This window comes from Planotetraspora silvatica, from assembly GCF_016863315.1.
Classification (GTDB): Bacteria; Actinomycetota; Actinomycetes; order Streptosporangiales; family Streptosporangiaceae; genus Planotetraspora; species Planotetraspora silvatica.
On the sequence record NZ_BOOQ01000012.1, the window covers coordinates 47,040 to 73,100 of the forward strand.

The window sequence follows — 26,061 nt, forward strand, 5'->3', positions numbered from 1 at the left end:
AACACCGGCACCGGAGGCTTCGTATCAGGGAAAGACCACAGTCCCCCCACGTCGCTTGCCAGAGGCGATGTGGTTTCCTAACTTCGGAGCGCATGAGGTCTTCCGCCCGGTTTCCGGCGGAATGCTCATGTCGGAGGTGACAAGCAGCGCTCCGTGACGACTGGCACTGGGGGGTTCGGGCACGTGGACCCTGATGCGGTGGACGAGTTGTTCGTCGGGCGTGCGCGTGAGTCCGACCGGCTTCGGTACTGTGCGGGCAAGGTCAGGGCAGGTGACTCCTGGCTGGCCGTCATCGAGGGTGAGGCGGGGATCGGCAAGAGCGCCCTCGTGCGCAGGTTCGCCGCGTCACTGGACGACTTCACGGTCCTCCGGGCGATCGGCGACCCATCGGAGGCCGACCTGCCCTACGGCGTGATCGGACAGCTGACCCGGCATGTGGAACGAGCGGTGCTGAAACAGTTCCCCTTGCTGGCCGAGAGTCCGCCCGCGGGGACGAATCCGCACGTGGTCGGCGGGCAGTTGCTGCTCCTGCTGGGCGCGTTGCAGGAGTCCGGGAACCCCGTCGCTGTGATCGTGGACGACGTCCAGTGGGCGGACCGGTTGTCGGTCCAGCTGCTGGGCTTCGTTCTGCGCCGTCTCTGGGCGGACCGGGTTCTGACGATTCTGGTGATCCGGCCGGAAGCGGAAGCGTCCGGCGAAACGCTGGAGAGGCTGCTGCGGTCGTCGGAGCGGACGGTGAAGGTCGATCTGGGCGGTCTCGGCGGCGGCGAGATCGCGCAGCTGGCGCAGGCCCTGATCGAAGGCCGGTTGGCGCCGGGCCTGGCCGACCGGCTGTACGCCTACACCCGGGGGCACCCGCTGTACGTCCGGACGGTGCTGGCGGAGATTCCCGCCGACGTGCTGCGCGACGGCGTGCTGGAGCGCTGGCCCGTCCCGCGATCGCTTCAGGTCGGGATCAGGGCGCAACTGGACCGTCTCCCACAGGAGTCCCGTGATCTCCTGGAGGCGATGGCGGTGCTGGACGCGCAGGTTCCGCTGTCGGCTGTCGGTCGGCTCGCCGACCTCCCGGACCCGGCGCGCGCGCTCGGGCCTGCTCTGGCCGCCGGGCTCGCGCTGTGGTGGCCCAAGGAACCTCAGAGCCCCGTCGCCCTGGTGCACGCGCTCCAGCGCGACACGATCTATGACTCGCTCGCCCCTGAACGGCGTCGCTCCCTGCATGCCGGGGCGGCTGCGCTCGTGGGGACGGCCGCCAGTTGGGCCCATCGGGTCGCGGCTGCCGCGACCACCGACGCCCGGCTCTCCGACGAGCTCGACCGGTCCGGAATGGAAGAGGCGGCGAGCGGACGCAACGCCGTGGCCGCCACCCGCCTGCTGTGGGCCTCGTCTCTGTCGGCCGACCGCGCGGATCGCGAACGACGGCTCCTCACCGCCTGTGCCCAGTCGCTGCTCACCATGCAGCCCGGGTGGGCCGCGAACCTGCGGCAGCAGGTCGAGGACTGCTCGCCGGGGCCGCTGCGCAGCTGCGTCCTGGGGACCCTGGACATGATGGCGGGCCGGTTCGCCACCGCCGAGGCGCACCTCACCCAGGCATGGCAGGAGGCCCTGTCGCTCCCGAAGCCCGGATGGGTCGCCGTACTGGCCGGCACCTTCCTGACCAACATCATGCTCTGGCGCGGGCGGGGCGCCGAGACGGTGGAGATCGCCCGCCGCACCCTGGCGATAGGCGATCTCGACCCGGCGACGACCGACTTCACCCGCGCGGCCCTGGCGACCGGCCGGCTCTGGCACGAAGGTCCGCGCGCGGCATTGCGGGACCTCGCGTATCTGCCGGTCCAGGGCACCACGGTGGGCAACCACAATCTCGACACGCTGGCCACGCGCGGCGTCCTGCGTCTGTTCCTGGGCGAGCTCTCCGCGGCGCGCGCTGATCTCCAGATCGTGGCGCAACGCGACCAGCAGGGGGCCGGATCCAAGTTCGGCCCGCTGACGATCTCCCTTCTGTCCGTCGTCCACTACGTCGCCGGCGACTGGGACGAGAGCGAGTCCACCGCGGAGCGGGCCCTGGCCGTCGCGTCGTCCCAAGACCAGCTGGCGGGCGAGGCCCCGGCCCGTTTCGCGGCCGTCTGCGTCAAGGCCGGCCGGGGCGAGTGGGACATCGCACAGCGACACCTCGACGACCTGGCGCGGATCGCGCAGTCCCTCGACTCGGCAGCCGAGATCGTCTACTCGTCCCTGGCGGCTGCGACCGTGGCACAGGCCAGGGCCGACTACCCGGCCTTGCTGCGCTCGCTCCGGCCGCTGCTCGACGGGACGGCCGAAGACGGCGGGTTCCGCCTGCGGGACAAGCCCTTCTGGCTGTGGCAGCAGTCGCTGCTCATCGAGGCGCTGACCGGCACCGGGAGGGTGGACGCCGCAGCGGTGGCACTGCGTGAACTGCGGGCGGCCTACGACGGCGATGGCTATCTCGGGGTCGTCGTCGCCAGACTCGGCGGTCAGCTCGCCGAAGCCCAGGGCCGTCCGCACGACGCCCTCGCGATCTATGAGCAGGCCGTCGCCGCCGACGCGGACACCGACACCGCGCCCCTTTACCGGGCCATCGTGGAACAGGCCTACGGAAGGCTTCTCCTGGCCACCGGTTCCACGTCGCGACGGGAAGCGGCAGCGTGGCTCCACAAGGCTCACGGCCGTTTCAGCACGCTGCGCGCCGTGCCGTTCGTCCGGCGGTGCGAAGCCGATATGTCTGCGAGCGGGCTCACGGCCTTCGAAAGGGATCCCAGCCGGCTGTCGGCGCTGACGGAACGCGAGCTCTCTGTGGCACACATCATCGCGAGCGGACGGACGAACCAGGAAGCCGCAGCGGAGCTCTACGTCAGCCAGAAGACGGTCGAATACCACCTGTCCCGTATCTACGCCAAGCTCGGTATCTCCTCCCGCCGCCAGCTCTCCGAAGCCCTTCGCTCTCCGTGAGCCTCGCCCGGCGCAACCCTGGGACCGACGACTAGGGATCGTCCCTAGTGTCCAGGTCGGGCGCCGGGTGCTTCGATTGATCGAGGATTGTCGGTTCACGCGACCGGCCGCTGCGCTATGCGATGTCGGTGTTGCACAAGCTGTCGGCGCCGGCGCACGACTCGCCTGTGGTGCTCGTGGTTGATCGACGCCTCCGTGATGGCCTTCGTGGGTCATGGACCCACAGCTGAGAAGGAGTGGTCCCCATCACCGATCCACTCAGCTTCGCGGAGGTGCTGCGCCGCCATCGGCACGCGGCGCGTCTCACGTTGGAACAGCTCTCCGAAGCCTCGGGGGTCAGTGCCCGAAGTCTCTCCAACATGGAGCGGGGACGCAGCAGAGGACCTCAGCACCGGACCGTCACCGCCATCGCGGACGCACTCGCTCTCGATGAGAGCTTCCGTGAACAGCTCGTCGAACTGGCGCGGGACGGCCGCCTCCGGGATCACTGGACGCGCCCGGCCGGTCTGTGCGCGCTCCCCCGATCCGTCGGCGACTTCACTGGCCGGGCCGCGGAGCTGGCCTGGACGAACGATCTCGTTCACGCCGACAACTCGCCGGGGACGGCCGGCGTCGGGCTGCTCACCGGATCTGCCGGTCTGGGGAAGACCACGTTCGCCGTTCGTGCCGCCCATGCCCTGCGGACCGATTTCCCGGACGGGGTGTTCTTCCTCGATCTGTTCGGCATGTCCCCGCACCCCGTCGCCGCCGGGGAGGCTCTGGCGCTGCTGCTTCGTGCGCTCGGCGTCGCGGATCACGAAGTACCCAATGACGTCCCCGATCGTGCCTCCTTGTACCGGTCGTTGCTTGAGGGGAAGCGCGTTCTGGTCGTGCTCGACAACGCCGCCTCCGAGGAGCAGATCCGGCCATTGCTGCCGAGTGGCGGCCACGGCCGGGTCCTGATCACCAGCCGCCGACTGCTGGCCGGCCTGGAGGGGGTGCGCAGGCTCAGCCTGGGACCCCTGCCCGTGGCGGAGGCCACCGAACTGCTGACCGGGATTCTGGGCGACCGCTCCGCATCGGACGGCGAACCGGCGCTGACGCAGCTCGCGCAGCTGTGCGGCGGCTTGCCTCTGGCGTTGCGGATCATCGGGAACCGGCTGGTCAGCCGTCCCGGCTGGAGCGCCGCCGAGCTCGTCGCCCGGCTGGCGAACGAGGAGCGCCGTCTTGAGCAGCTCAGCGCGGGCGATCTGAAGATCGCTAATGCGTTCGGGATGTCGTATGAGCAGCTCGCGGCGTCCGCGCGGCGGGTCTTCCGCCGGCTCGCTCTGGTGCCGGGCCGGGACTTCGACGCCGCTCTGGCCGCGGTCGCCGGCGGGATTTCGGTCGAGGATGCCTGGGATGCCCTTGACGAGCTCGTCGACCTCGGTCTGCTGCAGGACGGCGCGTCGGGCCGGTACCGCTTCCATGACCTGGTCCGGCTGTTCGCCCGCGACCGGTTTCGGGAGGAGGACACCTCGGCCGAGCGTGATGCGCTCAGCGGCAGGATGACGTCGTGGCTGTTGCGGATGGCCACCACCGCAGGGCGGTGGTTCGAACCCGCCTACGGGCGTCCGTCCCGGCCCGACGCCGATCTCGCCGAACTTTCCTCCCCGGAGCAGGCCGACCACTGGCTGCGCGTGAACGTGGACAACTGGCTGGGCGCGCTGCGCCACGCGGCGAGCAGCGGCCTGCACTCCGCCGTTCTCGACTGCGCCGAGTCGATGTACTGGTTCTCCGACCGGTGGATGCACGTGCCGTACTGGCAGGAGGTCTTCACCTTCGGTGCGGAGGCCGCCGCCGCCCTGGGCGATCCGGCCCGCCAGGCCACGCAGATGAACTTGCTGGCCTGGGCCCATCTGGTGCCGCGAGACGACCCGGAGACCGCACTGCGGTACACAGCCCGGGCGATCGACCTGGCGACCCGCAGTGGCGCCACGACGCAGATCGCCTCGGCCCACCACCACGCGGGAGGCGCGCTCCGACGGCTCGGCCGGCTCGATGAGGCCATCGCGGCGGAAACCCAGGCGGCGCAGATCCACAAGGCCAACGGCGACATGGACCGGTACTGCCACTGTCTCGGCAGTCTCGGCACCTGCCTTCTCGACGCCGGAGATCACACCAAGGCACTGGAGCAGTACCTCGACGTGCTGGCCCTGATGAACGACGACCGCTCGGGGATAACGCCGAGCGTCGCGGCGTTCAACCGGCCGATCGTGCTTGCCCGCATCGGCGAATGTCTGGGACTGCTCGGCTACCTGGCCGAAGCGATCACCAAGCTCACCGAGGCGATCGGCCTCATGGAGCAGGCTCAGCTGCCCGTCCCGCAGGCACGCTCCCTGGAGACACTGGCGGCCCTGCTGGCCGACGAGGGCCGGACCGGCGAGAGCCGCCATGCCTACGCGCGGGCGGCCGAGGTGTACGAGGCCATCGACGACGCCGAGGCGAGCAGCCGCTGCCGCGACCTTGCGGCCGCTTCTCCTCAGCCGCCGAAAGCCGGTTGAGTGTGGAACTTCTTCCTGCTGTTGTGCATGGTCTGGTTCCTTCCGCGCGACTTGGATTGAACGCACAGGACAGGCGTCAAGCCTGTCCGTCCATCCACGTCAGGAGCGACCATGACGACAATCAAGAACGTCGTGCTCGTGCACGGCGCCTTCGTGGACGGATCCGGTTGGCAGGGCGTCTACGACGAGCTCGCCACGGACGGTTTCCGCGTCCGGATGGTGCAGAACCCGACGCTGTCGCTCGACGGTGACGTCGCAGCGACCCGCCAAGTGCTCGACGCGCTCGACGGCCCGGCCGTCCTGGTCGGCCACTCCTACGGCGGGGCCGTCATCAGCGAAGCCGGTACGCACCCCAACGTGGCGGCGCTGGTCTACATCGCCGCATTCGCCCCCGACAAGGGCGAGTCGGTCGGCACCCTCATCGCCGACCCGCCGCCCGGGGCGCCGGTGCCGCCGATCCTGCCTCCGCGCGACGGCTTCCTCTATCTCGACCGTGACAAGTTCCACGGCGCGTTCGCCGCAGATCTGCCCGCACAACTGGCCGCGTTCATGGCCGACACGCAGGTCCCCTGGGGCGTGGACGCCCTCGCCGGGGTGGTCAACGAGCCGGCCTGGCGGCACAGGCCCAGCTGGTACCTCGTCGCCACCGAGGACCGCATGATTCCGCCGCCGGTCCAGCGCGTCATGGCCGAACGCGCCGGATCGTTCGTCGTGGAGGCGATCGGCAGCCACGCCGTCCACGTCTCCCAGCCCGCCGCGGTCGCCGACCTCATCCGCCAGGCAGCCGCCTGATGACGGCCGTCATGAGCCTGGGCCTGCCGGTCGGCGCCCGCGACCGGCCGCTCATCGGCCGCATCGAGGAACAACACGTCCTGACTGGCCTTGTGGCCGGCGTCCGGGAAGGGCTGAGTGGCGTGCTGGTACTGGTCGGCGAACCTGGGACCGGCAAGACCCGGCTCCTCGACCAGGCCGCGACGGGTTGTCCGGACGTCCGCGTCGTCAGGATCGCCGGTGTGGAGTCCGAGGTGCATCTCGGCTTCGCCGCGTTGCACCGCCTCCTGCGCCCCTGGTCGCCTCGTATCGAGAGCCTTCCCACCCCGCAGCGCGACGCGTTGCGCTCGGCGTTCGGCCAGGTGGCCGGAGTCGCGGCCGACCGGTACCTCGTCGGCATGGCGGCTCTCACGCTTCTCGCCGATGCCGCCTCGGTCCAGCCCCTGCTGTGCGTGGTGGACGACGTGCAGTGGCTGGACCGGGAATCGGCCGGAGCCTTGGCGTTCGTCGCTCGCCGCCTCCATGCCGAAGCCGTGGGGCTCCTGTTCGCCACCCGCCCCCGCTCTGACGGTTCGGCCCTCTTCGACGGGCTACCCGTCATGGCGGTGTCCGGGCTGCCCGATCGCGATGCCGGGAGGCTGCTGTCGACGAGCGTCGCCGGACGTCTCGACGACGCGGTGGCCGCGAAGATCGTCACCGGCACCGGCGGCAACCCGCTGGCGTTGATCGAGCTCGCCCGCACGCTCACCGCTGAGCAGTTGTCGGGCCGTGCCCCCTTGCCCAGCCCTCTCCCGGTCGGCCCGCTCCTCGAAACACATTTCCTGCAGCAGATCCAGTCCCTCCCCGCGGATACCCGGACCCTGCTCCTCGTCGTCGCCGCCGCGCCGCCCGGAGACCAGTCGCTGCTCTGGCGGGCCGCCGGTCACCTGGGGATCGCCGCGAGCGCGGCGGACACCGCGCTGTCCGCGGGCGTTCTAACCCACCACGACTCCCTGGACTTCCGGCATCCGTTGATCCGCTCCGCCGTCTACCGGGGCGCCGACGCGGTGGAGCGGCGTAGCATCCACGCCGCCCTCGCCGCCGTGAGCGATCCGGATCGCGACCGGGACCACCGCGCGTGGCATCGCGCGCACGCCACGATCGGCCTCGACGAAGAGGTCGCGGCGGAGCTCGAAAGAGCCTCGGAGCACGCACGTTCCCGCGGCGGCCACGCGGAACAGGCCGCCTTCCTGTCCCGCGCGGCGGAGCTCACTCCCGATGCCCGCGATCAGGCCGCGCGGCTCGTCGCAGCCGCACACGCCTACGTCGTGGTCGGAGAGTCGGTCGCGGCGCGGGAGATGCTCGGCCGTGCCGAGCCCGGTCTGGACCGTCCCGTGCTGCGCGCCCGTGCGCGGCAGATAAGGGCGACGGCCGAGCTGTACCTCGGCCGGGTCGCCGCCGCCCCTGCGATTCTCCTGGAGGCCGCCGAGTCGATCGCCGACCTGGATCCTCGTCTGTCGCGGAAAATGATGTTCGAAGCACTCCAGGTGGCTCTGATCACATACGACCGCTCCGTCGGAGTCACCCCGCAGGGCCTCGCTCGCGCGGTGCTGGCGTCACCTGCGATGGAGTCGACGGAGCCGACCTTCTCCGACCTCCTGCTCAACGCCTACGCCACACGCATCGCCGTCGGCCACCGGCCCGCCGTGCCGTTGCTGCGCGGCGCGCTGGAAGCCCTGCACACGGACGGAAGCCTCGCGGAGGACGGCCTGCCGCTGGCGGCGGTCAGCATGTTCGCGTCCGAAGACGTGTGGGACGACGAGGGAGGATGGCGGGCGTGGAAGCGGCTCGAAGCCTTCGATCGCGAGAACGGAGCGCTGGGCGCTCTGCGGACCACACTCATGGTCGGATCCATGTGGGAGCTGCGCGCGGGCCGGTTCTCAGCGGCGGGCGCGCTGCAGGACGAGCTCGCTGATCTCTCCAGCATGATCGGACAGCCGTCCTCCGGAGACATCCAGCGGATCGAGCTCCTGGCATGGAGCGGTAGAGAGGCCGAGACACGGGCGCTGGCGGTCGCCGCGCGGACCGGCTCGACCGTCGGTCTCGTCGACTTCGCCAGTAACTGCATGGCAGTGCTGGAGCTGAGCCTCGGCCGCTACGCCGAAGCACTGGCCTGCGTCCTTCCGTCATTCGAGGCCGACAGGCCGGGCACCGGCACCAGATCGTTGCACGAGATCGTCGAGGCAGGAGTACGGAGCGGCGACCACGTCGCCGCGAAGGCGGCCCTCACCCGTCTGGAGGAGCGCGCCCTGGCCGCTGACACCGCCTGGGGCCTCGGCCTGCTCACCCGCTGCAGGGCGCTGATGGTCGACGACGAGCACGCCGAGCGGCTCTACCGCGAGTCGATCGAGCTGCTCGGCCACACGCGGATCACGACCGAAACCGCGCGAAGCCACCTCCTGTTCGGCGAGTGGCTCCTGCGGCGCAAGCGCCGCAGCGACGCGCGCCCGGAGCTGCGAACTGCCTACGAGATGTTCACGGGAATGGGCGCCGCGGCGTTCGCCGAACGAGCCCGAGCCGAACTGTCGGCGACCGGCGAACACCCCCGCAAACGAACCGCCCCCAACGCCAATGCCCTGACCCCCCGTGAAAAGCAGATCGCGACCCTCGCCGCTTCCGGCGCCACCAACAGCGAAATCGCCGCCCGCCTGTTCCTCAGCACCTCGACCATCGAATACCACCTCAACAAGATCTTCCGAAAACTCGACATCACCTCCCGCCGAAAACTCGCTCCCCTCCTGCAAAACGCGCCCTGACCAAAGCAGACCAGGAATGTCCACCTCGCCTGAACGCCCCCGCACGTTCCTCGATCGGGACCCGGGTGACGCTCCGGGAGGCGATGGAGACCGCCATGGTCGCGCTGGAGCACACGGTCGGCACGCCCCCGCCATGACGGGCCGGCTGGATCCTGCCCGCGCAGACAGCCGTCACCAGAGCGAGAAGAAGCTGCGCAGCGGGTGGGGATGGTACGAGTCGAACAGCGCGAAGTTGATGAAGGGGGTAGAAGCCACTGCGAGCAGGGCGAAGGCGCGGTTGAGCTCGGTCATCGATTGCGGATGACGGCGGTTGCCCTCGGTGTCGATGGCCGCATCAGCGGATGCGTGCCCCTCCCCGGGGACGGACCGGTCGGCCGGGGATTCGCGTCGCGAGAGCACCTTGCCGACCAAGGCCGCGGCGCCGGTGAGAACCGTACAGGCGACGAGCACGTCCTTGGCGGTCACCATGACTCTCACGTCTTTGTCCAGGGACCGACCGTAAAGAGTTCTTCGCTCACTCAGCCATCCCACCGCGATGGCGGCGTTGACGAGCAGATCGTAGATGGAGTCGCTCATGCCGGGCCGAGCGTCAGTAGTCGTCTCAGCGGGCCCACCGGCGGCTTCGGGCCGCTCACCGGTACGGCCGGGCGTAGGTTTGCCGAACGCGGCGGCGGCCAGGCCGAGGCGGCCGATCGAAGCGGTCGCGGTCTGCGCGATCGTCACGGTCCTCACCGCCGGTTTCGTCAGGTGAACAGCCGGAAGATCGTGCCGGGCCGGTAGGAGCGCAAGATGTTGAAGTTCACGCTGGGAGTGAGACCGATCGCACCGGCCGCGAATACTCGGTTCAGCATCTTCATCGCCGTGAAGCAGCGGTAGTAGCGTCTCCCGCGCCGGGAGGAGTCGGACGTGAGGTTGCCCTCCGCGTCCAGCGGCAGCCCCTGTGGGAACTCATGCTTTACGAGTCGGCCGGCGGCGATGGTGGCGATGTTCGTGAGCGCGGATCCGAGGACGGCGAGATCCTTGAGCCTGACCGCGTCGTCCGTCGCTTGATCGAGGTGGTGCTGCGTCCTCAGGGTGTGCTGCTCGATCAGCCAGCCCCCGGCGAGCATCGTGTTCGCCGCGACGTCGTACCTGCTCCACAGCTCCCTGGCCCCAGCATCACCTGTCTTGCTGGGGCGCAGTCCCTATGGGCCGCCGACGAGAGCAGCGGCGGCGCCCAGTTGGTGGATGGACGCCGCAGAAGTCGTGAGCAAACTCATCGTGACCCCCGCGTTGAATGCGGCTCACAAGGCTTCTCATGGCGACCCGCGAGATGACGGGTCAGTGCTACGTCCTCTAACCAAGACTGTGACCTGCCGTTTCTCATGTCAAGCGCACGTCCGGAGGCCCACCGATGCCCTCTGGCGTACGGGCGCGAGTCTGCAGCCGGGCGATCGACGCCGCCACGCGGAGTCGGGATCTCGAAGTCCATCGCAGGCGTCCGCGGTCGGCCTGGTATGCGACAGGGCCGCCTTCGATCTGCATCGGAAGGCGGCCCCATCTCCATCGGACTCCGGTCAGCTGATGGGCTGCCAGGGGCCGTACTGCTGGCCGGGCGCCTGGTTACGGGTCCACCACTGCGCCTTGTACTTCTTGTCCTTGTAGACGACGACGTCGCCGGAGTTGAAGACCCGGGACGGGGTCCAGATGGCGGTGCCGTCGGCCGCGGTCTCCATCTGCTCCCATGGGCCGTTGGGGTCGCCCGGCTTCTGGTTCTGCGTCCACCACATGGCCAGCCAGGTCGAGCCCTGGTAGGTCACCGTGTCGCCGTTGTTGTACACCTTCGAGGCGTTCCAGGCCGGCGCGACGGGCGTGACCGGAAGGTTCAGCCCGACGATGACCGGGTCGTGGTCGGAGGCCGCGAACGGGTCGGTGCCGTTGAACAGTTGAGCGGCGTTGTAGTTGTAGCGGCTGTAGCCGTAGGCCACGGACTCCTGCGCGTTGATCTGCCACACGTCCGCGCCGGTCGCCATCGCCTTCGCGGCCGCGTTGGCCAGCACGTGGTCGAGGGAGCCCTGCAGGCCGTTGAAGGAGTACGTCGACTCCGACGGGTCGAACGTGCTGCCCAGGTCGGTGTAGCCGGCGGCGTACAGGACCTGCATCGGGTCCTCGTGCGTGTAAGCGTTGAAGTCGCCGAGCAGGAAGATCCGGTCGGTGCCGAGGCCCGACGCCGCCTGCGACGCGAACACCGAGAGATCCTGCGCCTGGCGGACCCGGGTCGCGTTGAACGCGCCCTGGTCGACCGCCGGGGAGGAGGTGTCCTCGAGGTCGCCGTCGTAGAGCGGAGTGCCGGCGCCCTTCGACTTCAGGTGGTTGGCCACGACGAGGAACGCGTCCTTGTCGGTGGCGCCGGCCTTCTTGAAGCCCTGGGCCAGCGGCTGGCGGGCGATCGAGAACGGCTGGCCGGGGCCGGAGTCGCCGGTCAGCACGGTCGACGCTCCGACCAGGGTGACGTCGGCCGGCTTGTAGATGAAGGCGGTACGGATGACGTCCTGCTGGGACAGCGGCGGCAGCTTGTCGGTGGACGGCGTCGGCGCGTAGGCCCAGACGTTCGAGCCGGCGGCCGCGTTGAGCGCGTCGACGAGGCCGGCCAGCGCGGTGTCACGCGGCTCACCGAACTTGGCGGAGTTCTCGACCTCCTCCAGCGACACGATGCTCGCGCCGAGCCGGTTGATACCGGTGACGATCTTCGCCTGCTGGCGGGCGAAGTTGACGTCGTCGGCCGCGCCGCGCGGGCCGGAGCCGCCGTCGGTGCCGGTGCACGTGTTGACCGCGATCCGGTTGCCCTGCCGGTCCGTGTAGTACGTGCAGCTGCCCAGTCCCTTGGCGACGTAGTCCTCGCCGGTCATGGGGAAGTAGTTCTGGACGTTGAACGTGGCCAGGCGGATGTCGCCACTGACGGCCGCCGGCCGCTGGTTGCCGGTACGGAGGTCGCTGAAGGTGGCGACGGCCGAACCGTCGTCGGTGACCTGCTGCCTCGGCTGGAAGTTCCACAGCGAGAACCGGTACTCGAGGACCACCGGCTCGTGGAAGGTGACCTTCGAGCCCACCGTGACCGGGTGGGTCGTGGTCAGCCACGGCAGAGGAGTGTTGCGGGCGCTGCTGGTGCTGTAGTTCGTGCTGGAGCCGTCGTCGAGCGTCACCATCCGGGCGGCGTTGTCGGCCGCGACGGCCTTCGCCTCGGTGCTGCCCGCGGTTCCGGCGTCGGTCGGCTGGCGCAGCGGCTTGTCGCCCGCGGCCAGCGTGAAGGAGCCGTAGAAGTTCGCGTCGTAGTTGTCCGACACCGTGAAGTCGCCCTGCGGGGTGATCAGCTCACCCTCGTGCGCCTCCTTCGCGGCGTCGGTCGCCAGGTCCGACCACGCGATCTGGTCCGGGACGACGGCCGGCAGCGCGGTGGCGAGCTTGGTCACCGTCGGGGACTGGATCTCGGTCTCGCCCTGGAACTCGGTGACCTCGCCGGTCACCTGGACGCTGTCGCCGATCGTGACCTGGCCGGCCGACGCCGACCCGTAGACGAACACCGCGTCGGAGGCGTCCGGGGTCTTGTCGTCGGCCTTGGTGCCGCCGGCGCCACCGGTCTCCAGGAAGAAGCCGTTGAAGCCGCCGGTCGCGTAGACAGCGGTCACGACACCCTCGGTCGTGACGGTCTGCCCCTTGTACGGCGAGGTGTCGGTGTTCGTGCCCTGGATCGACGCGATCGGGGTGATGGTCGAAGCGGCCTCGGTGACCTTGAAGGTGAAGGTCGCCGAACCGGTCGCACCGGTCGAGTCGGCGGCGGTCACCGTCACCGACGACGTGCCGGGCGAGGTGGGAGTACCCGAGACGGTGCCGTCCGAGGAGATCGTCAGCCCGGCGGGCAGTCCGGTCGCCGTCCAGGTGTACGGCGCGGTGCCGCCGGAGGCCTGCAGGTCGATCGGTGTGATCGCCGTGCCGGAGACGGCGCTCTGCGCGCCGGGGCTCGTGACCGTGATCGTCCCGGTGCCGCCACCGGGGTTCCCGGCGTCGGAGGCGGCGTTCTGGGGGTTCGGAGCGGCGACGTGGAAGTCGGCCGCGTTGTCATCGGTGTCCGCGCCGTCCGCGGCGCGCTGGTAGCTCAGGGTCAGCGAGTTACCCGTCGGAGCGTTCGCCTCCGGAGAGTTGCTGGTTCCCCAGCCGATCTTGTCGATCACCGTGCCGTCGGTGGGAAGCACACCCGAGGTGCTGGCCGCGATGAACAGCGTGCCGCCTCCCGCGCCCGGGTTGACGCTCCCGCCTGTGCTCAGATCGGGGGTCGGCAGCGGCGAGCCCGGGTTGGTGCTCGCGTTGTTGCTCGGCAACTGGATGAGGAAGTGGCCGTGGCCGGCGACCGTCCCGGAAAGCGGGAACACCTGCGAACCGCTCGGGACCACGGTGCTCGTGGGCGCGCGGTACTGGAGGGTGTCGCCGGTGAGGGAGACGGCGTTCGGCGTCGGGTTGTAGAGCTCGACGAACTTGTTGAGGTAGCTCGCGCCGGACGAGCCTCCGTTGACGTACGCCTCGCTGATGATCAGGCCGGTCCCGGCCGGGCTGGCGGACGCCGGGGCGGCGAACAACGAGCAGGCGACGCCTGCTGTGGATAGTGTCAATGCGGCGATGGTGACTCGCCGGAAAAGCGGCGCAGACAAAGACCGCACCTCCAAATGGGGTCGCTGGCTTGCTGTGGCCCGGTGTCTCATTTGGGCCGACGTTGCAGGCTATGCGGCGATCTTGGATCGCGTGCGGACGGAAGCTGAACAGCGTGTTACGGGGTGCTGGGGATCTGGGTGGAGAACACCCGAGGGGGAATGCCCGCCCGGCCTCAGGAGCCGAGCGCGTGCCCAGTCGTCGCGTCGATGTGGTCAGGGATCTCGGCGTGGCGGTCGCCGACCGTCGGTGTCCCGGTGGGTTCGAACATGAGGATCGCGGCTCCGATGGGAGCGGACGGCCTGTGCTCAGTGCCGCGGGGGACGGTGAACACCGTGCCCTGGGGAAGCCGGACCGTGCGCTCCCCGCCGGGCTCGCGCAAGGAGATGTGCAGCTCCCCGTCGAGCACCAGGAAGAACTCGTCGGTGTCGTCGTGGACGTGCCAGATGTGCTCGCCCTCGACCTTGGCAACGCGTACGTCGTAGTCGTTGACGCGCGTGACGATGCGCGGGCTCCACAGGGCGTCGAAGGAGGCCAGGGCCTTGCCGAGGGGGATGGGTTCGTTGCTCACAAGTGGATCCTGGCCCATTGGGCATGAGCGGCGTGAGTGCTAGGAATGGCACATGGCGCAAGAATCCTCGCACGTCGCTCGTACGGCAGGCCCGCACCGGGTCGTCGTGATCGTGGACCAGAACTCCAACCCCTTCGAGCTGGGCTGCGCGACCGAGATCTTCGGCCTGCGCAGGCCCGAGATCGGGCGCGATCTCTACGACTTCCGCCTGTGCTCCCCTGAGCCGCGCACGCTGATGCGGGACGGGTTCTTCACGCTCACGGGCGTCGCCGACCTGGAGGCGGCCGAATCGGCGGACACGTTGATCGTCCCCAACCGTCCCGACGTCGAGGTGCCCCGCCGCCCCGCCGTACTCGACGCCATCCGGCGGGCGCATGCGCGCGGCGCCCGCCTGGTCGGCTTCTGCAGCGGTGCTTTCACCTTGGCCGAGGCCGGGGTCCTCGACGGGCGCCGGGCCACCGCGCACTGGCAGTGGGCGGATTCCTTCCGGGCCCGCTTCCCGTCCGTCCGGCTCGAAACAGACGTGTTGTTCGTGGACGACGGTGACATCCTCACGGCCGCGGGGAGCGCTGCCGCGCTCGACCTCGGCCTGTACATCGTCGGCCGCGACCACGGCGCGGAGGTCGCCAACTCCGTGAGCCGACGGCTCGTCTTCGCCGCGCACCGCGATGGCGGACAGCAGCAGTTCGTGGAGCGGCCCGTGCCGGACATTCCGGATGAGTCCTTGGCGCCCGTCCTCGCCTGGGCCCAGGAGCGGCTGGACGCCCCGATCACGGTGTCCGACCTCGCGGCGCGCGCGTCGGTCAGTCCGGCGACCCTGCATCGCCGCTTCCGGACGCAGCTGGGCACCACACCGCTGGCGTGGCTCACAGGTGAACGGCTTGCCCTGGCATGCCGGTTGATCGAGCGGGGCGAGTCGCGCTTCGAGATGGTCGCACGGCACAGTGGACTGGGCACCGCCGCCAACCTGCGTGCGCTGATGCGCCGCAAGATCGGGCTCACTCCGTTGGAGTATCGGCACCGATTCGGCCTCGGGATCTCATACGTCGCCGGTGAGCCGGCCGGCACGCGCTTGATCCGGGCCGGCCGGGATCAGGCCAGACGGGTGGAGGAGATCCCGCCGTCTACGTAGCGCGTCGAGCGTGAGAAGCGGATCAAGCCCTGGCCCGGTTGAACAGGGCGCCCCAGTTGTGGATCTGCTCGAGCAGTTCGGGTGGGTCGAGGACGCGGAAATCGGCGCCGAGCACGCCCAGTGCCATGGTCGGCCAGTCGAGGGAGTCGGCGGTCATGCGCACCCGGCAGTGCTCGGCGTCGACCTCTTCGACGGTGCTCCACCTGCCGATCCGTTCGCGCACGGTCGTGGCCGGGGCGTCGACCAGGACCTCCACCCTGTACGGGCGGGGCAGGTTGTCCAGGCCGGCACGGACGAACTCGGCGGCGTCGGCGGCAGGCAGGTCGCGGGGCCGGAACCGGGAACCGGTGCCGTGCGGCGCGGTGAGCCGGTCGACTCGGAAGCTGCGCCAGTCGTGCCGGGTGAGGTCGTAGGCGACCAGGTACCAGCGGCGGCCGAGACAGACCAGCCGATGGGGTTCGACGTGCCGGTCGGTGTGCCGGCCGTCGGCGGCGGTGTAGGAGAACTGGAGGTGTTCGCTGTCCCGGCAGGCCAGCGCGACCGCGGTGAGCACGCCCGGCTCGACGCCCGCCCTGGCTGAGCCGTCCCAGCCGGCGGGCACGGTCATCGCGCGCAGCGCCTCGACCCGGCGCCGCAGCCGGGCCGGCATCACCTGCACCACCTTGGCCAGCACCCGCACCGAGGACTCGGCGATGCCCTCCACCGCGCCCTGCGCGGCGGCCTGCAGCCCCACGGCCAGGGCGACCGCCTCCTCGTCGTCGATCACCAGCGGCGGCAGTGCCGCGCCCGCGGCAAGCTCGTACCCGCCGTCCACGCCGCGCTGCGCCTCAACCGGATAGCCCAGCTCGCGCAGCCGGTCGATGTCCCGGCGCAGGGTGCGGACCGAGACCCCCAGCCGCTCGGCCAGTTCGGTGCCCGGCCAGTACCGGTGGTTCTGCAGCAGGGACAGCAGTCGCAGCGTCCGGGTGCTGGTGTTCGCCATGTTTCGATTCTTCCGCGATTCAGGTCAGAAAGTGACCGCTATGCGGCCTAGCGTGGGTCCTGACCGACGGAACAGAAACAAACGGAGGGCGGAGACCATGAGCGAGACCACGACCGTCAACGAGCTGACCACCCGCGACATCACCGATGCGCCCGCCCCCACCGGCGAGCGCGCCGACCTGCTGGCGATGCTGGCCAAGCACCGGCACTTCTTGCGCTTCACCACCCGCGACCTCACCGACGAGCAGGCGGGGCGGCGGACCACCGCCAGCGAGCTGTGCCTGGGCGGATTGATCAAGCACGTCGCAGCGGTCGAACGGACCTGGGCGGACTTCATCCTGGACGGCCCGTCGGTGATGGGCGACTTCACCACCATGACCGAGGCCGACTGGACCCGAAGGGCCGACGAGTTCCGGCTGCTACCCGGCGAGACACTGGCCGGTGTGCTGGCCGACTACGCCGAGGTCGCTCACCGGACCGACGAACTGGTCGCCGCCCTGCCCGAACTGGACGCCACCCAGCCGCTGCCGAAGGCCCCGTGGTTCGAGCCCGACGCGCGGTGGTCGGCCCGCAGGGTGCTGATACACATCATCGCCGAGACCGCTCAGCACGCCGGCCACGCCGACATCATCCGCGAATCCCTCGACGGCGCCAAAAGCATGGGCTGACACCTCCCAGATCAGACGCTGCCGACAAACGTCCGCCATTGCGGCAGCCGGGGCTGGTGATCTTCCAGGGCTTTAAAGGGGATGAACCTCTCCAGGTTCGGTGCGAGGCTGGGCTCGTGAGCGACACGCACACTGTGGTCCTGGTCGAGGGAGCCAGTGATAAGTCGGCCATCGAAGCGTTGGCCGAGCGCCGTGGCCGGAACCTGGCGGCGGAAGGCATCGCCCTTGTGGCGATGGGCGGCGCCACGAACATCGGGACGTATATCGGCAGGTTCGGCCCTTCCGGTCGCAACCTCCGGCTGGCCGGTCTGTGCGACGTCGGAGAGGAAGGCGACTTCCGGAGAGGTCTCGAGCGCGCCGGCCTTGGATCCGATCTCAGCCGAAGCGATCTGGAGGCGCTCGGATTCTTCGCGTGCGTCGCCGACCTGGAAGACGAGCTGATCCGCGCGCTCGGCACCGCCACGGTTGAACGCGTTGTCGATGCCGAGGGCGAGCTCCGCTCATTTCGCACGCTTCAGAATCAACCCGCATGGCGCGGAGGCACCACTCACGACCAGCTGCGTCGGTTCATGGGAGCAGGGAGTGGCCGCAAGATCCGCTACTCCGGCCCGCTCGTCGCGGCACTCGATCTCGATCGCGTGCCGCGGCCACTGGACATGCTGCTGGCCCACCTGTCAGGCAGCCGGAGATGGTGAGGCGCATGCCTCGTTCACCTGCGGGCCCACCACCTGCGAGTGACGAGCGCCGCTAGAACGGCACCTGCCGCGTTCAGGATCACGTCGTCCACGGAGCTCACCCGCCCGAGCCGCAAGACGTACTGGAGCACCTCGACGGTGAGCGAGGCCGCGGCCGCGACGGCCGCGACCGCCCTGAGCGAGGCGAAGCGCGCCGAGCGGACCGGGAGCATCGCACCCAGCGCCGAGAAGACCAGGAGATTGCCGGCGATCTGTACGAACGCGGCTCCCGGTGACATCAGCGTGATCTGGTCCGCCAGGTCGACCAGGGGCACGAGGTGCACAAGCTGCAAGGTCCCGGGCGTGAGAATCATCCAGATCCACGGAGCGGTTCCGGCCACGACGGCGACGTCCGCGACGGCCGTGCGGCGGGGAGCGGGATGCCCCCGGCGGCTGCGGACGTGCGCGAGGAGCAACGCGACCAGAGCCGCGGCGGGAAGGGCCAGGACAGCCGCGATGACTACGTATCCCCATGCGTTCCATGCCTGGTGCACCGGATCATGATGTCAGGCTGCCTTCAGCCATCCCAGATCCCCGGCGATCGGTCCAGAACAAAAACAGATGGTCCTCATGGATGGGCATCCTCATGATGGAGACATGCGCCTTGTGTTCTTGCGAGCCGAGGGCGATCGCTGCCGGATCGTCGTGCACCGCCGCGACGGCGTGACGTTGGAGATGCGCTCATACGACCGAAAATTCCGAGTTGACGCCCAGACCTTGCTGGAGCCCAGCAGGCGCACTGTGCGGATAAGGATCACGCCCGCGCCGAACCCGAACGTCACCGTGGACGTCGACGTCAATGACGGTGGCGGCTTTCAGCAGGTCCTGTCCTTCGCCGCACCTCAACCGGTGCCCGCCTCCTATTCCTTCGGGTTCGCCGCCTCCACCGGGCTGTTCACGGACGTGCACCTGATCCGGCAGGTCAGGATCTCCTCGCTTGAGCCGTTCCCGCCCAACCCCGCTCCTCGCCCCTCGGCGAAGCAGAAGGAGCCGAGCAGCGCGTCGGCCTCCGGCAAGCAACAGTCCGGCGGCATCGTCAGGAGCAAGAACGAGAACTTCACCGGCGTCGTCGCCACGACCAACGGAGGCAAGGTCCGCAAGAAGCTCCGCGACATCGACGCCTTCATCGAGCACGTGAAGCACCGGCATCTCGATTCGGCGCTCACCAAGCACTCGAAGACCACAGGACCGCGTGGCTGAGCGTTAGGACGCGGCGCTCAGCGGAGGGCGCTCAGCGTCGTGCGCACGTCGTCCTCGTTGTTGAAGTAATGGAAACCGAAACGCACGCGGTCGCCGAGCGCGGTCGCTCGTACGCCGTGCTCGCGGAGCCGCACGGAGATACGGTCGGCGTGATCGCTGCGCAGCACGACGATCTGGGAGAGCGGGCCGCTGACCACTCGCCGCAGGCCGACGTCGCCCGCCTGCTCGGTGAGGTGGCGGGCGAGGTCGAGGCAGTGCCGCTCCACGCGCAGGGCGTCCAGCGAGCCGAGCAGTCGCAGCGCCGCGCAGGCCCCGATCCAGGAGAACCAGGCGGGGGACGCGTCGCACCGGCTCGCATCGCCTGCCAGCCGCATGGGACCACCGAAGTAGCCGTGCGGCGGGCCGGTCGACTTCCAGTTCGGCGCCAGCGGTGTCAGCTCGTCGAGCAGGTCGGGCCTGGTGACGAGCCAGGCGGCGCCGCGTGGGCACAGCAACCACTTGTAGCCGTGGACGGCGAGGTGATCGGGACGCACCGCGGCCATGTCGAAGCGCAGCGCGCCCAGTGACTGCGTCAGGTTGACGAACAGCCGTGCGCCCACCCGGTCGGTCGCGTCCCGCAAAGCCGGCAGGTCGAGCCGCTGTCCTTCCCTGCTGGTCACCTCGCTGACGGCGAGCAGCACGGTCCTGTCATCCAGCGCGGCGATCAGGTCTTCCACCTGTGTCCCGCCGTCGCGGGCCGGTATGGTCACCACGTCGTGCCGGGCCAGCCACGGGAACAGGTTGCTGCGGAACTCCTCGGCCGCCACCACGATCCGGCCGGGCGGCAGTGATCCGGCGATCGTGGCGGCCGCCTCGGCGAGCGAGCCGAGGGTCGACACCGTGGCGGGGTCGACCCCGATCAACCGGGCGAACAGGGTGCGGGCCTCGGCGGCAGCCGCGTCCCATTCGAGCCAGTCGAACGCGCCGGTGGACCACGCGGACAGGACCTCGTGCAGGGCCTCGGTCACCGGTTCCGCGCCAGGTGGTGCACCCGGCGTGTCCAGCCACACCGTCGAGCGCAGTGCCGGGAAGAGTTCGCGGAAGTCTTCCGGGTTCATCGGCGCGGCAGGGCGGCCACGCCCTCGATCTCGACGGTCAGCGCCGGATCCGCCAGGGCCACGACCACCGCGAGCGAATGGGCGGGCCAATCACCGCCCGGGTACCACCTCGCGAATGTCTCCTGCCGCGCCGCGCGGCAGCCGTCAAGGTGCTCGACGCCCGCGACCAGGGTGAACAGCTTCATCAGGTGCTCGGGCCCCGCACCGAGCGAGTCGAGCAGCCGCTCGATGTTGGCGAAGATCTGCCGCGTCTGCGTCTCGGAGTCCGAGCCGGCGAGGCTGCCGTTCGGCAGCACGCCGACCTGGCCGGAGATCATCACCAGCTCATGGTCGGCTGGAACCGAGGCGAGGTGGCTGTACTGGCCGATCGGCGGGGCCACGGTGGCGGGGTTCCAGCGGTGGATCAACGGTTGTCTCCTTCGTTCCGGACGGTGTCGTTCAGCACTCTCAGCGTCTCGTCCGTCTCTTCCCCGGCGTCGGTCATCTGCGGCGATCATCCGGTCCCATACCCAGCCCCGAACCTCGCCGATCGGCTGCCGGCGGGCCGGATCCGGGGTGTGCAAACGATAGGCGGGAGAAGCCGGCTCATTCGTCGGCTGGCGTGCTGGATTTCAGATAGTCGAAAAAATGGGTCACGCTGATGCGACACCCCGGGGGTGGAAGCGCACAGTGAGCGGACAGAAGGAGGTGGCCGATGCCGCGGCTACCGAGAGCGGCAGAGGTTCCGTCCCGTGCGAAGGCGGCACGGGACGCGGGATATGAGTGAGCCGGAGGCCGGTAAGAAGACCGTGCTGCACACGCTGGAGCGCGGCCTGCACGTCCTGGAGGCCGTCGCCGCCGCAGACGGCACCGCCACCGCGAAGATGCTGAGCCGCCAGTTGGGCCTCAAGCCCGGCACCTGCTACCACCTGCTGCGCACCCTGCTGGCGGGCGGGTACGTGGTCCGCCTTCCCGGCGGTCGTTACGACGTCGGCCACCGCGCCGCCTCACTGAACAGGCACCTTCAGCGGCGGTCGGGACCGCCACCCGAGCTCGCGGTGATCTTGGCCAGGCTGCACAACAAGATCAATGAGGCGTCCTTCGTCTCCGGCTGGCACCACGGAACGCTCACGCTGCAGCACTACATCTCCGGCCATGACACGCCCGGCGTCGGCGACCTCGATGTCGGCTACACCGGGCACATGCACGCGCGAGCCTCCTGCAAGTCGGTGCTCGCCTTCCTACCCGAGGACCAGGTGGCGGCGATGTTCGAGGGAGTGGAGCTCGCCGCGGTCACCCCACACACGATCGTCGACCATGACGCGCTCATCTTCGAGTTGGCGCAGGTGCGCAGGCAGGGCTACGCGGTGGACCGCGAAGAGTTCACCGGGGGCGTGTGTTGTCTGTCCGCGCCCTTCTTCGATGCGACGGGTTCGCCGGTCGGCTCCTTCACGGTCTCGGTACCGACGGCCCGGTTCCAGGAACGACAGGTCGCGTTGACGATGGCGGTTCGCGAGGCGGCCTCGGTGGCGACCGCTCTGCTGCGCGCCGGGCATCTGACCCTGGTCCCCGCTGAGCGGGGCGCGTCGCGGACCTGACACGGACCCGGCCGGATCTGATATCGGTGGTCCTCCACCTCATCAGATCCGATCAGTCTCCGATACAGATGGGCACACGATGACGGCACGACTCATTCAGCCTTCCGGACGCGGATTCCTGCTGTTCGACTCCCACCCTGACGGGTGCGCGCGGATCGTCACCGACATGGCGGCCAAGGCTCAGCCGGTGACGCGACCGAACGGGGAACGGCCGGTCGCTTTGATCATCGGCTCCAGCGCCGGTTACGGGCTGGCCGCCGCGGTCGCCGGGATCTCCCGGTACGGAGTTCAGGGTGTCGGCCTGTGCTTCGAACGTCCGCCGACGGGGCGCCGGACGGCGACGGCGGGCTGGTATCGCACGATCGCCACGGCGAAGCTCGCGGAGGAGGCCGGGAGCGACTTCGCGTTCCTCAACGGGGACGCCTTCGCCGACACCACCAAGGACGACGTTCTCGATCTGATCGCCAAGCGGTTCGGGGGAATCGACCATCTGATCTACAGCGTGGCCGCGCCGCGCCGTACCGACCCTCGCACGGGCGTGACCCATCAGTCGGTGATCCAGCCGATCGGAGCCGAGCACGTCACCAAGACGCTCGAGTTCGACAAGGACGGGACACCGCGACTGCGGGAGATCGGCGTCCAGCCTGCCGGTGACGAGGAGACGGCGGACACGGTCAAGGTCATGGGTGGTGAGGACTGGTCCCTCTGGATCGACGCGCTGGACGCGCGTGGTCTCATCCGGCAAGGCTTCACCACCGTGGCCCTGTCCTACATCGGCTCGCACCTCACGTCCGCGATCTACCGGGCGGGGACGATCGGCAGGGCCAAGTTGCATTTGGAGAGCACGGCCTCCGCCCTGGGCGACAGGTTGAGCGCTTACGACGGTCGTGCGCTGACCTCGGTCAACGGTGCGGCGGTCACGCAGGCGTCGACGGCCATCCCCGGCATCGCCCTGTACGTCAGCCTGCTCAGGGGCGTCCTCGGGGAGGGGATGCGCTCACCGCTCGCCCAGTCCGTCGACCTGTGGGACCAGCTCACCGGCGCGGCCCCGCTCGGCGTTGACGAGCAGGGCCGTATCCGCCTTGACCGCTGGGAGCTCGAAGAGAAGGTGCAGGCGTCGGTGACCGAACGCTGGAAGACCGCCACTCCCGAAACGATCGGCGACCTCGCCGACATCGATTGGTTCCGGGACGAGGTCAGGCGGCTGTACGGCTTCGACGTGGCCGGCGTGCACTACTCCCAGCCATGCGAGCCCGATCTTCCCTGGCCCGCTGCCTGACCCGTGTGGCCGGGGGCCACCGATCAGCGTCGCGCGTGGCCGCCGATCAGGCCGGACTCCACGACGATCACGGCACCGATCACCATGAAGACCGCGGGGACGAGCCAGTGGCCGAACCGCTCGACGACGGCGATGACCTTGCCGTGTGAGCCGAGCCAGGACCCGGCGGCACACCAGATGGCGACCAGCACCGTGAAGACCGTGACAGTGATGAGGCCCCCGGTCACCCCGATGGTCCGCAATATCGGCGTATAGACGGAGATGTTGTCCGCCCCGTTGGCGATGGTCACCCCCGCCACCGACAGCAGTCCGGTCGCGACGGTTGGGGAGGTGGTCTGACCTGCGTCGATGGTCCGGACGGTGTTGATCATGCCCCACAGCCCCAGTCCGAAGGGGACGAGCCCAAGGAGGCCGACCCATCGGTCGGGGACGATGGTGAGCCCAAGCGCGGCGATGGAGGAGACGGCTACCAATGCGGCGATGCCGGTGTATTGGCCGCCGACGATCTGCCATGGGCGCGGCCTCCCGCTCGCGCGGGAGGATAAGAACAACACCGTCAAGATGATGATGTCATCGACGTTGGTTCCGGCGAAGACGGCCGTACCCGTTCCGATCGTTGCCAGGAGGTCGCCCATGGGCGATCAGCCTAGGCTCGCGGCGAACCCGCCGTACGGCACGGCAGCTGCCCGGCGTGATCCCTTTCGAGGAGCCGGGCGGACCCTCGAACGAGAACGCGCCCGCCGCGGGAGGGATCCCGCGGCGGGCGCGCCCGCTTGGCTGAGGGTCAGCCGAAGAGGTTGTACGACTTGAGGCCGGTCTTGGCCCTCAGGGCGCCACCGAAGGTGCCCTTGCCGTTGCCCTTGTACAGGTACAGGTAGCCGGAGCTGTTCACGGTCACGATGTCGGAGTAGCCGTCGCCGTTCACGTCGCCGGGGGTGACGATGTACTTCGCGGACTTGAAGCCCGTGCTGCTCACCAGCTTGCGGGACGTCATGGTGAACGTCCCCTTCGCGTTGCCGGCGTGCAGGTAGACGGCACCCTTGCCGTTACGGCCCAGCAGGTCGGGCCGGCCGTCGCCGTTGTAGTCACCGTGTCCGATGACCTGGGCGTATCCGAGCCAGCCGGTGCTGAGCCTCTTGGCGCCGCCGAAGGTGCCGTTGCCCTTGCCGGCGTAGACGTACAGGTAGCCGTTGGAGGTCACGGTCATCAGGTCCGGCTTGGAGTCGCCGGTCACGTCACCAGGGGTGATGATCTGCCTGACGGTCTTGTAGCTGGACGAGATCTTGGTGTTGACCGTCTTGGTCCCGACCTTGTGCCGCCAGTAGAGGCCGCCCGCGGTCGTCCGCACGATGTAGTCGTTGATGCCGTCACGGTTGAGGTCCGTCTGCAGGACCTTGTTCCAGCTGCTGAAGCCGCTGCCGGCCGACGAGTACGTGCCGAGCGTCTTGCCCTTGTAGACCCTCGCGGTGCCGCCCTTGGTGGCCCGGGCGAACACGTCAGCGTTGCCGTCACCGGTGTAGTCGGTGTCGTTGGTCCGTGCCTTGGCGACACCGGCGTACGTGCTCACCTTGGTGAAGACCGGGTAGGTCCCCTCCACGCCACAGTTCTTGACCCACTCGCCTGTGCTGGGGTCCTGGATGCCGATGCCCCAGGAGACGATGCCCACGACCTTGCCGCTGACCAGCAGCGGACCACCGGAGTCGCCGGGGCAGGTGGAGGTGGTCGTGGAGTCGTTACCGGTTCCGGGCGGACCGGCGCAGACCATGTGACCGTCGATGAACTGGTCGCCCGCGGACGGGTCGCGGAGCGCCGCGTTGCAGGCGGAGTTCGAGTGGATCGGCAGCGTGGCCTTCTTCAGCACGTTCGACGTGTGGGCGTCCGGGGCGGAGGTGGTGGTACCCCAGCCGAAGACCGTCGCATTGGTGCCCGTCTTGTACAGCGCGGTGTCCGTGCCCATCGCGATCGGGGCGACGCTCAGCGGCAACGCCTTGCTGAGCGTGAGGATGGCGATGTCGTTGTCGAGCGTGTTCTTGTTGTACGACGGGTTGACCCACTGGCGCTTGACGAACGACCACTTGTAGTTGTCGGCGTCCAGGGTGCTGACGCCACCCGCGACCTCACCCTTGTGGACCCAGTCGAGGCCGGAGACGCAGTGAGCGGCCGTCAGCACCTTGTTCGGCGCGATCATCGTTCCGGCGCAGGTGAAGAGCACGAAGCCCGGGTCACGCGGGTCTTGGTACCACAGCTGGACGATGTAGGGCGCCGCACTGATGGTGGTCGTTGACCCGCCGACGATCTGCGGCCTGGGGGCCGGCGTCGAGAGCGCGAACGACTTTTGAGTGGAGCTCGTCTGCGACCCTTGCCTGGCCGACTTCTTGACGATGCCGCGCTTCTCGGCTGCGGCGAGGACCTGCTGGGCCCGGGCTTTGGCTTCCCGGGGAGTATCGGCAACGGGTGCCGACGTGTTCGTGGTGGCTGACGCGGAGGCGGCAGAGACGGTGGTGGCCACGCCGGTGCCGACGAGACCGAGCGCAAGGACCGCAGCGGAGAGGGAACGGCGAACGCCAGTCCTTCTCCCGCCGGGCAGAGCAGGATTCAAGGGGGTCCCCTGTAAGAAGAAGACGCACTCCCCGAGTGCGCCTGACGCCTGACGTCAGACGGCCTCACACGCCTGAGGAACGTGTGTTAGCGCACATCTGACGAGGTAGATGCTAGCGGGATACACCAAGGCAAGGTAGATCATGAGATCGCTTTGTAACTTATTGCCGACATTGCCGACGCAAGTGGACAGCTTCGGACTATTCCTCAAGGCCTAATTTCGAAAAAGACGAAAAGAATTCCGATTCCGTTCCTTTGAGCCTGTGGACCGTGCCATGCCGCCGCGCTGTGTCACGCGCCGTCCCGGGCCTTCGCCGCGCCGCGGACGGGCTCTGGTGGGCTTCGGGCGGGGCTCTGCTGGGGTTCGGGTGGGGTTCGGGTGGGGTTCGGGTGGGGTTCGGGTGGGCTCGGGGGCTCCCGCTTCGAGCCGTCCGGCCGGGGCGTCGACGACTGATCACGATATTTCGCGCTTAAGGATCACCTGTTATC

20 protein-coding genes are annotated in these 26,061 nt (G+C 69.2%); 10 read left to right on the forward strand and 10 right to left on the reverse strand.

Annotation, left to right across the window (positions count from 1 at the left end; genetic code table 11):
• The first annotated feature begins 153 nt into the window (after positions 1–153).
• The 4 genes from Psi02_RS10720 (at position 154) to Psi02_RS10735 (ending at position 9,055) form a co-directional block, all read left to right on the forward strand.
• Positions 154–2,967 carry a helix-turn-helix transcriptional regulator gene (locus Psi02_RS10720; protein ID WP_203973318.1) on the forward strand — a complete coding sequence of 938 codons (2,814 nt, stop codon included), beginning with the start codon at positions 154–156 and terminating at the stop codon, positions 2,965–2,967.
• 272 nt (positions 2,968–3,239) lie between these two features.
• Positions 3,240–5,489: an ATP-binding protein gene (locus Psi02_RS10725; RefSeq protein ID WP_239094785.1), complete on the forward strand. Its 2,250-nt coding sequence runs from the start codon at positions 3,240–3,242 to the stop codon at positions 5,487–5,489.
• A 111-nt stretch (positions 5,490–5,600) separates the two neighbouring features.
• The gene (locus Psi02_RS10730) at positions 5,601–6,281 is read left to right on the forward strand and encodes an alpha/beta fold hydrolase (protein ID WP_203973320.1); all 681 of its coding nucleotides are present in this window, start codon (positions 5,601–5,603) and stop codon (positions 6,279–6,281) included.
• Positions 6,281–9,055, forward strand: coding sequence for a helix-turn-helix transcriptional regulator (locus tag Psi02_RS10735; protein WP_203973321.1), 2,775 nt, complete (start codon positions 6,281–6,283; stop codon positions 9,053–9,055). The genes Psi02_RS10730 and Psi02_RS10735 overlap by 1 nt, the downstream gene beginning before the upstream one ends.
• 171 nt (positions 9,056–9,226) lie before the next feature.
• On the opposite strand, the gene Psi02_RS10740 is transcribed toward Psi02_RS10735, so the two are convergent.
• From Psi02_RS10740 to Psi02_RS10755, 4 genes are all read right to left on the reverse strand, one after another.
• On the reverse strand, positions 9,227–9,778 hold the full coding sequence (locus Psi02_RS10740) for a hypothetical protein (RefSeq protein ID WP_203973322.1): 552 nt from the start codon (positions 9,776–9,778) through the stop codon (positions 9,227–9,229).
• A gap of 20 nt (positions 9,779–9,798) precedes the next feature.
• Complete coding sequence (locus Psi02_RS10745; RefSeq protein WP_203973323.1) at positions 9,799–10,164, reverse strand: hypothetical protein; 366 nt, start codon at positions 10,162–10,164, stop codon at positions 9,799–9,801.
• A gap of 447 nt (positions 10,165–10,611) precedes the next feature.
• On the reverse strand, positions 10,612–13,698 hold the full coding sequence (locus tag Psi02_RS10750) for an ExeM/NucH family extracellular endonuclease (protein WP_203973324.1): 3,087 nt from the start codon (positions 13,696–13,698) through the stop codon (positions 10,612–10,614).
• Positions 13,699–13,910: 212 nt separating this feature from the next.
• Entirely contained in the window at positions 13,911–14,306 is a 396-nt protein-coding gene (locus Psi02_RS10755) for a cupin domain-containing protein (protein WP_203973325.1), read from the reverse strand.
• A 52-nt stretch (positions 14,307–14,358) separates the two neighbouring features.
• Between Psi02_RS10755 and Psi02_RS10760 the strand changes: the two genes are divergently transcribed.
• Positions 14,359–15,438, forward strand: coding sequence for a GlxA family transcriptional regulator (locus Psi02_RS10760; protein ID WP_239094782.1), 1,080 nt, complete (start codon positions 14,359–14,361; stop codon positions 15,436–15,438).
• Positions 15,439–15,460: 22 nt separating this feature from the next.
• Here the strand turns inward: Psi02_RS10760 and Psi02_RS10765 are convergent, their stop codons facing one another.
• Positions 15,461–16,420: a helix-turn-helix transcriptional regulator gene (locus tag Psi02_RS10765; protein WP_203973326.1), complete on the reverse strand. Its 960-nt coding sequence runs from the start codon at positions 16,418–16,420 to the stop codon at positions 15,461–15,463.
• Positions 16,421–16,517: 97 nt separating this feature from the next.
• Between Psi02_RS10765 and Psi02_RS10770 the strand changes: the two genes are divergently transcribed.
• Both Psi02_RS10770 and Psi02_RS10775 read left to right on the forward strand, forming a co-directional pair.
• Positions 16,518–17,087, forward strand: a complete 570-nt coding sequence (locus Psi02_RS10770) for a DinB family protein (protein WP_203973327.1) — start codon at positions 16,518–16,520, stop codon at positions 17,085–17,087.
• 116 nt (positions 17,088–17,203) lie between these two features.
• On the forward strand, positions 17,204–17,782 hold the full coding sequence (locus Psi02_RS10775) for a TOPRIM nucleotidyl transferase/hydrolase domain-containing protein (protein ID WP_203973328.1): 579 nt from the start codon (positions 17,204–17,206) through the stop codon (positions 17,780–17,782).
• Positions 17,783–17,796: 14 nt separating this feature from the next.
• Here Psi02_RS10775 and Psi02_RS10780 read toward each other — a convergent pair whose 3' ends face one another.
• On the reverse strand, positions 17,797–18,315 hold the full coding sequence (locus Psi02_RS10780; protein ID WP_203973329.1) for a VanZ family protein: 519 nt from the start codon (positions 18,313–18,315) through the stop codon (positions 17,797–17,799).
• Positions 18,316–18,418: 103 nt separating this feature from the next.
• Here Psi02_RS10780 and Psi02_RS10785 point away from each other — a divergent pair, with 103 nt between their 5' ends.
• Positions 18,419–19,021, forward strand: a complete 603-nt coding sequence (locus Psi02_RS10785) for an L-type lectin family protein (RefSeq protein WP_203973330.1) — start codon at positions 18,419–18,421, stop codon at positions 19,019–19,021.
• A gap of 17 nt (positions 19,022–19,038) precedes the next feature.
• On the opposite strand, the gene Psi02_RS10790 is transcribed toward Psi02_RS10785, so the two are convergent.
• Entirely contained in the window at positions 19,039–20,118 is a 1,080-nt protein-coding gene (locus tag Psi02_RS10790) for an aminotransferase class V-fold PLP-dependent enzyme (protein WP_203973331.1), read from the reverse strand.
• Positions 20,115–20,525 carry a RidA family protein gene (locus Psi02_RS10795; RefSeq protein WP_203958587.1) on the reverse strand — a complete coding sequence of 137 codons (411 nt, stop codon included), beginning with the start codon at positions 20,523–20,525 and terminating at the stop codon, positions 20,115–20,117. Before Psi02_RS10795 ends, Psi02_RS10790 begins: the two co-directional genes overlap by 4 nt.
• Before the next feature lie 351 nt (positions 20,526–20,876).
• On the opposite strand from Psi02_RS10795, the gene Psi02_RS10800 reads away from it, so the two are divergent.
• Positions 20,877–21,695, forward strand: coding sequence for an IclR family transcriptional regulator (locus tag Psi02_RS10800; RefSeq protein ID WP_203973332.1), 819 nt, complete (start codon positions 20,877–20,879; stop codon positions 21,693–21,695).
• Between the two features lie 79 nt (positions 21,696–21,774).
• Positions 21,775–22,974: an enoyl-[acyl-carrier-protein] reductase FabV gene (gene fabV, locus Psi02_RS10805; protein ID WP_203973333.1), complete on the forward strand. Its 1,200-nt coding sequence runs from the start codon at positions 21,775–21,777 to the stop codon at positions 22,972–22,974.
• A gap of 23 nt (positions 22,975–22,997) precedes the next feature.
• Here fabV and Psi02_RS10810 read toward each other — a convergent pair whose 3' ends face one another.
• Positions 22,998–23,609 (reverse strand): cadmium resistance transporter, encoded by a 612-nt coding sequence (locus Psi02_RS10810; RefSeq protein WP_203973334.1) that lies wholly within the window; start codon positions 23,607–23,609, stop codon positions 22,998–23,000.
• Between the two features lie 149 nt (positions 23,610–23,758).
• Positions 23,759–25,483, reverse strand: a complete 1,725-nt coding sequence (locus Psi02_RS10815) for a trypsin-like serine protease (RefSeq protein WP_203973335.1) — start codon at positions 25,481–25,483, stop codon at positions 23,759–23,761.
• Positions 25,484–26,061 lie beyond the last annotated feature (578 nt).

Coding starts and splice junctions, on each gene's coding strand:
- Psi02_RS10800 (WP_203973332.1), top strand. CDS start 20,877: ATGAGTGAGCCGGAGGCCGGTAAGAAGACCGTGCTGCACACGCTGGAG.
- Psi02_RS10735 (WP_203973321.1), top strand. CDS start 6,281: ATGACGGCCGTCATGAGCCTGGGCCTGCCGGTCGGCGCCCGCGACCGG.
- Psi02_RS10770 (WP_203973327.1), top strand. CDS start 16,518: ATGAGCGAGACCACGACCGTCAACGAGCTGACCACCCGCGACATCACC.
- Psi02_RS10790 (WP_203973331.1), bottom strand. CDS start 20,118: ATGAACCCGGAAGACTTCCGCGAACTCTTCCCGGCACTGCGCTCGACG.
- Psi02_RS10785 (WP_203973330.1), top strand. CDS start 18,419: ATGCGCCTTGTGTTCTTGCGAGCCGAGGGCGATCGCTGCCGGATCGTC.
- Psi02_RS10760 (WP_239094782.1), top strand. CDS start 14,359: ATGGCGCAAGAATCCTCGCACGTCGCTCGTACGGCAGGCCCGCACCGG.
- Psi02_RS10810 (WP_203973334.1), bottom strand. CDS start 23,609: ATGGGCGACCTCCTGGCAACGATCGGAACGGGTACGGCCGTCTTCGCC.
- Psi02_RS10765 (WP_203973326.1), bottom strand. CDS start 16,420: ATGGCGAACACCAGCACCCGGACGCTGCGACTGCTGTCCCTGCTGCAG.
- Psi02_RS10745 (WP_203973323.1), bottom strand. CDS start 10,164: ATGCTCGCCGGGGGCTGGCTGATCGAGCAGCACACCCTGAGGACGCAG.
- Psi02_RS10730 (WP_203973320.1), top strand. CDS start 5,601: ATGACGACAATCAAGAACGTCGTGCTCGTGCACGGCGCCTTCGTGGAC.
- fabV (WP_203973333.1), top strand. CDS start 21,775: ATGACGGCACGACTCATTCAGCCTTCCGGACGCGGATTCCTGCTGTTC.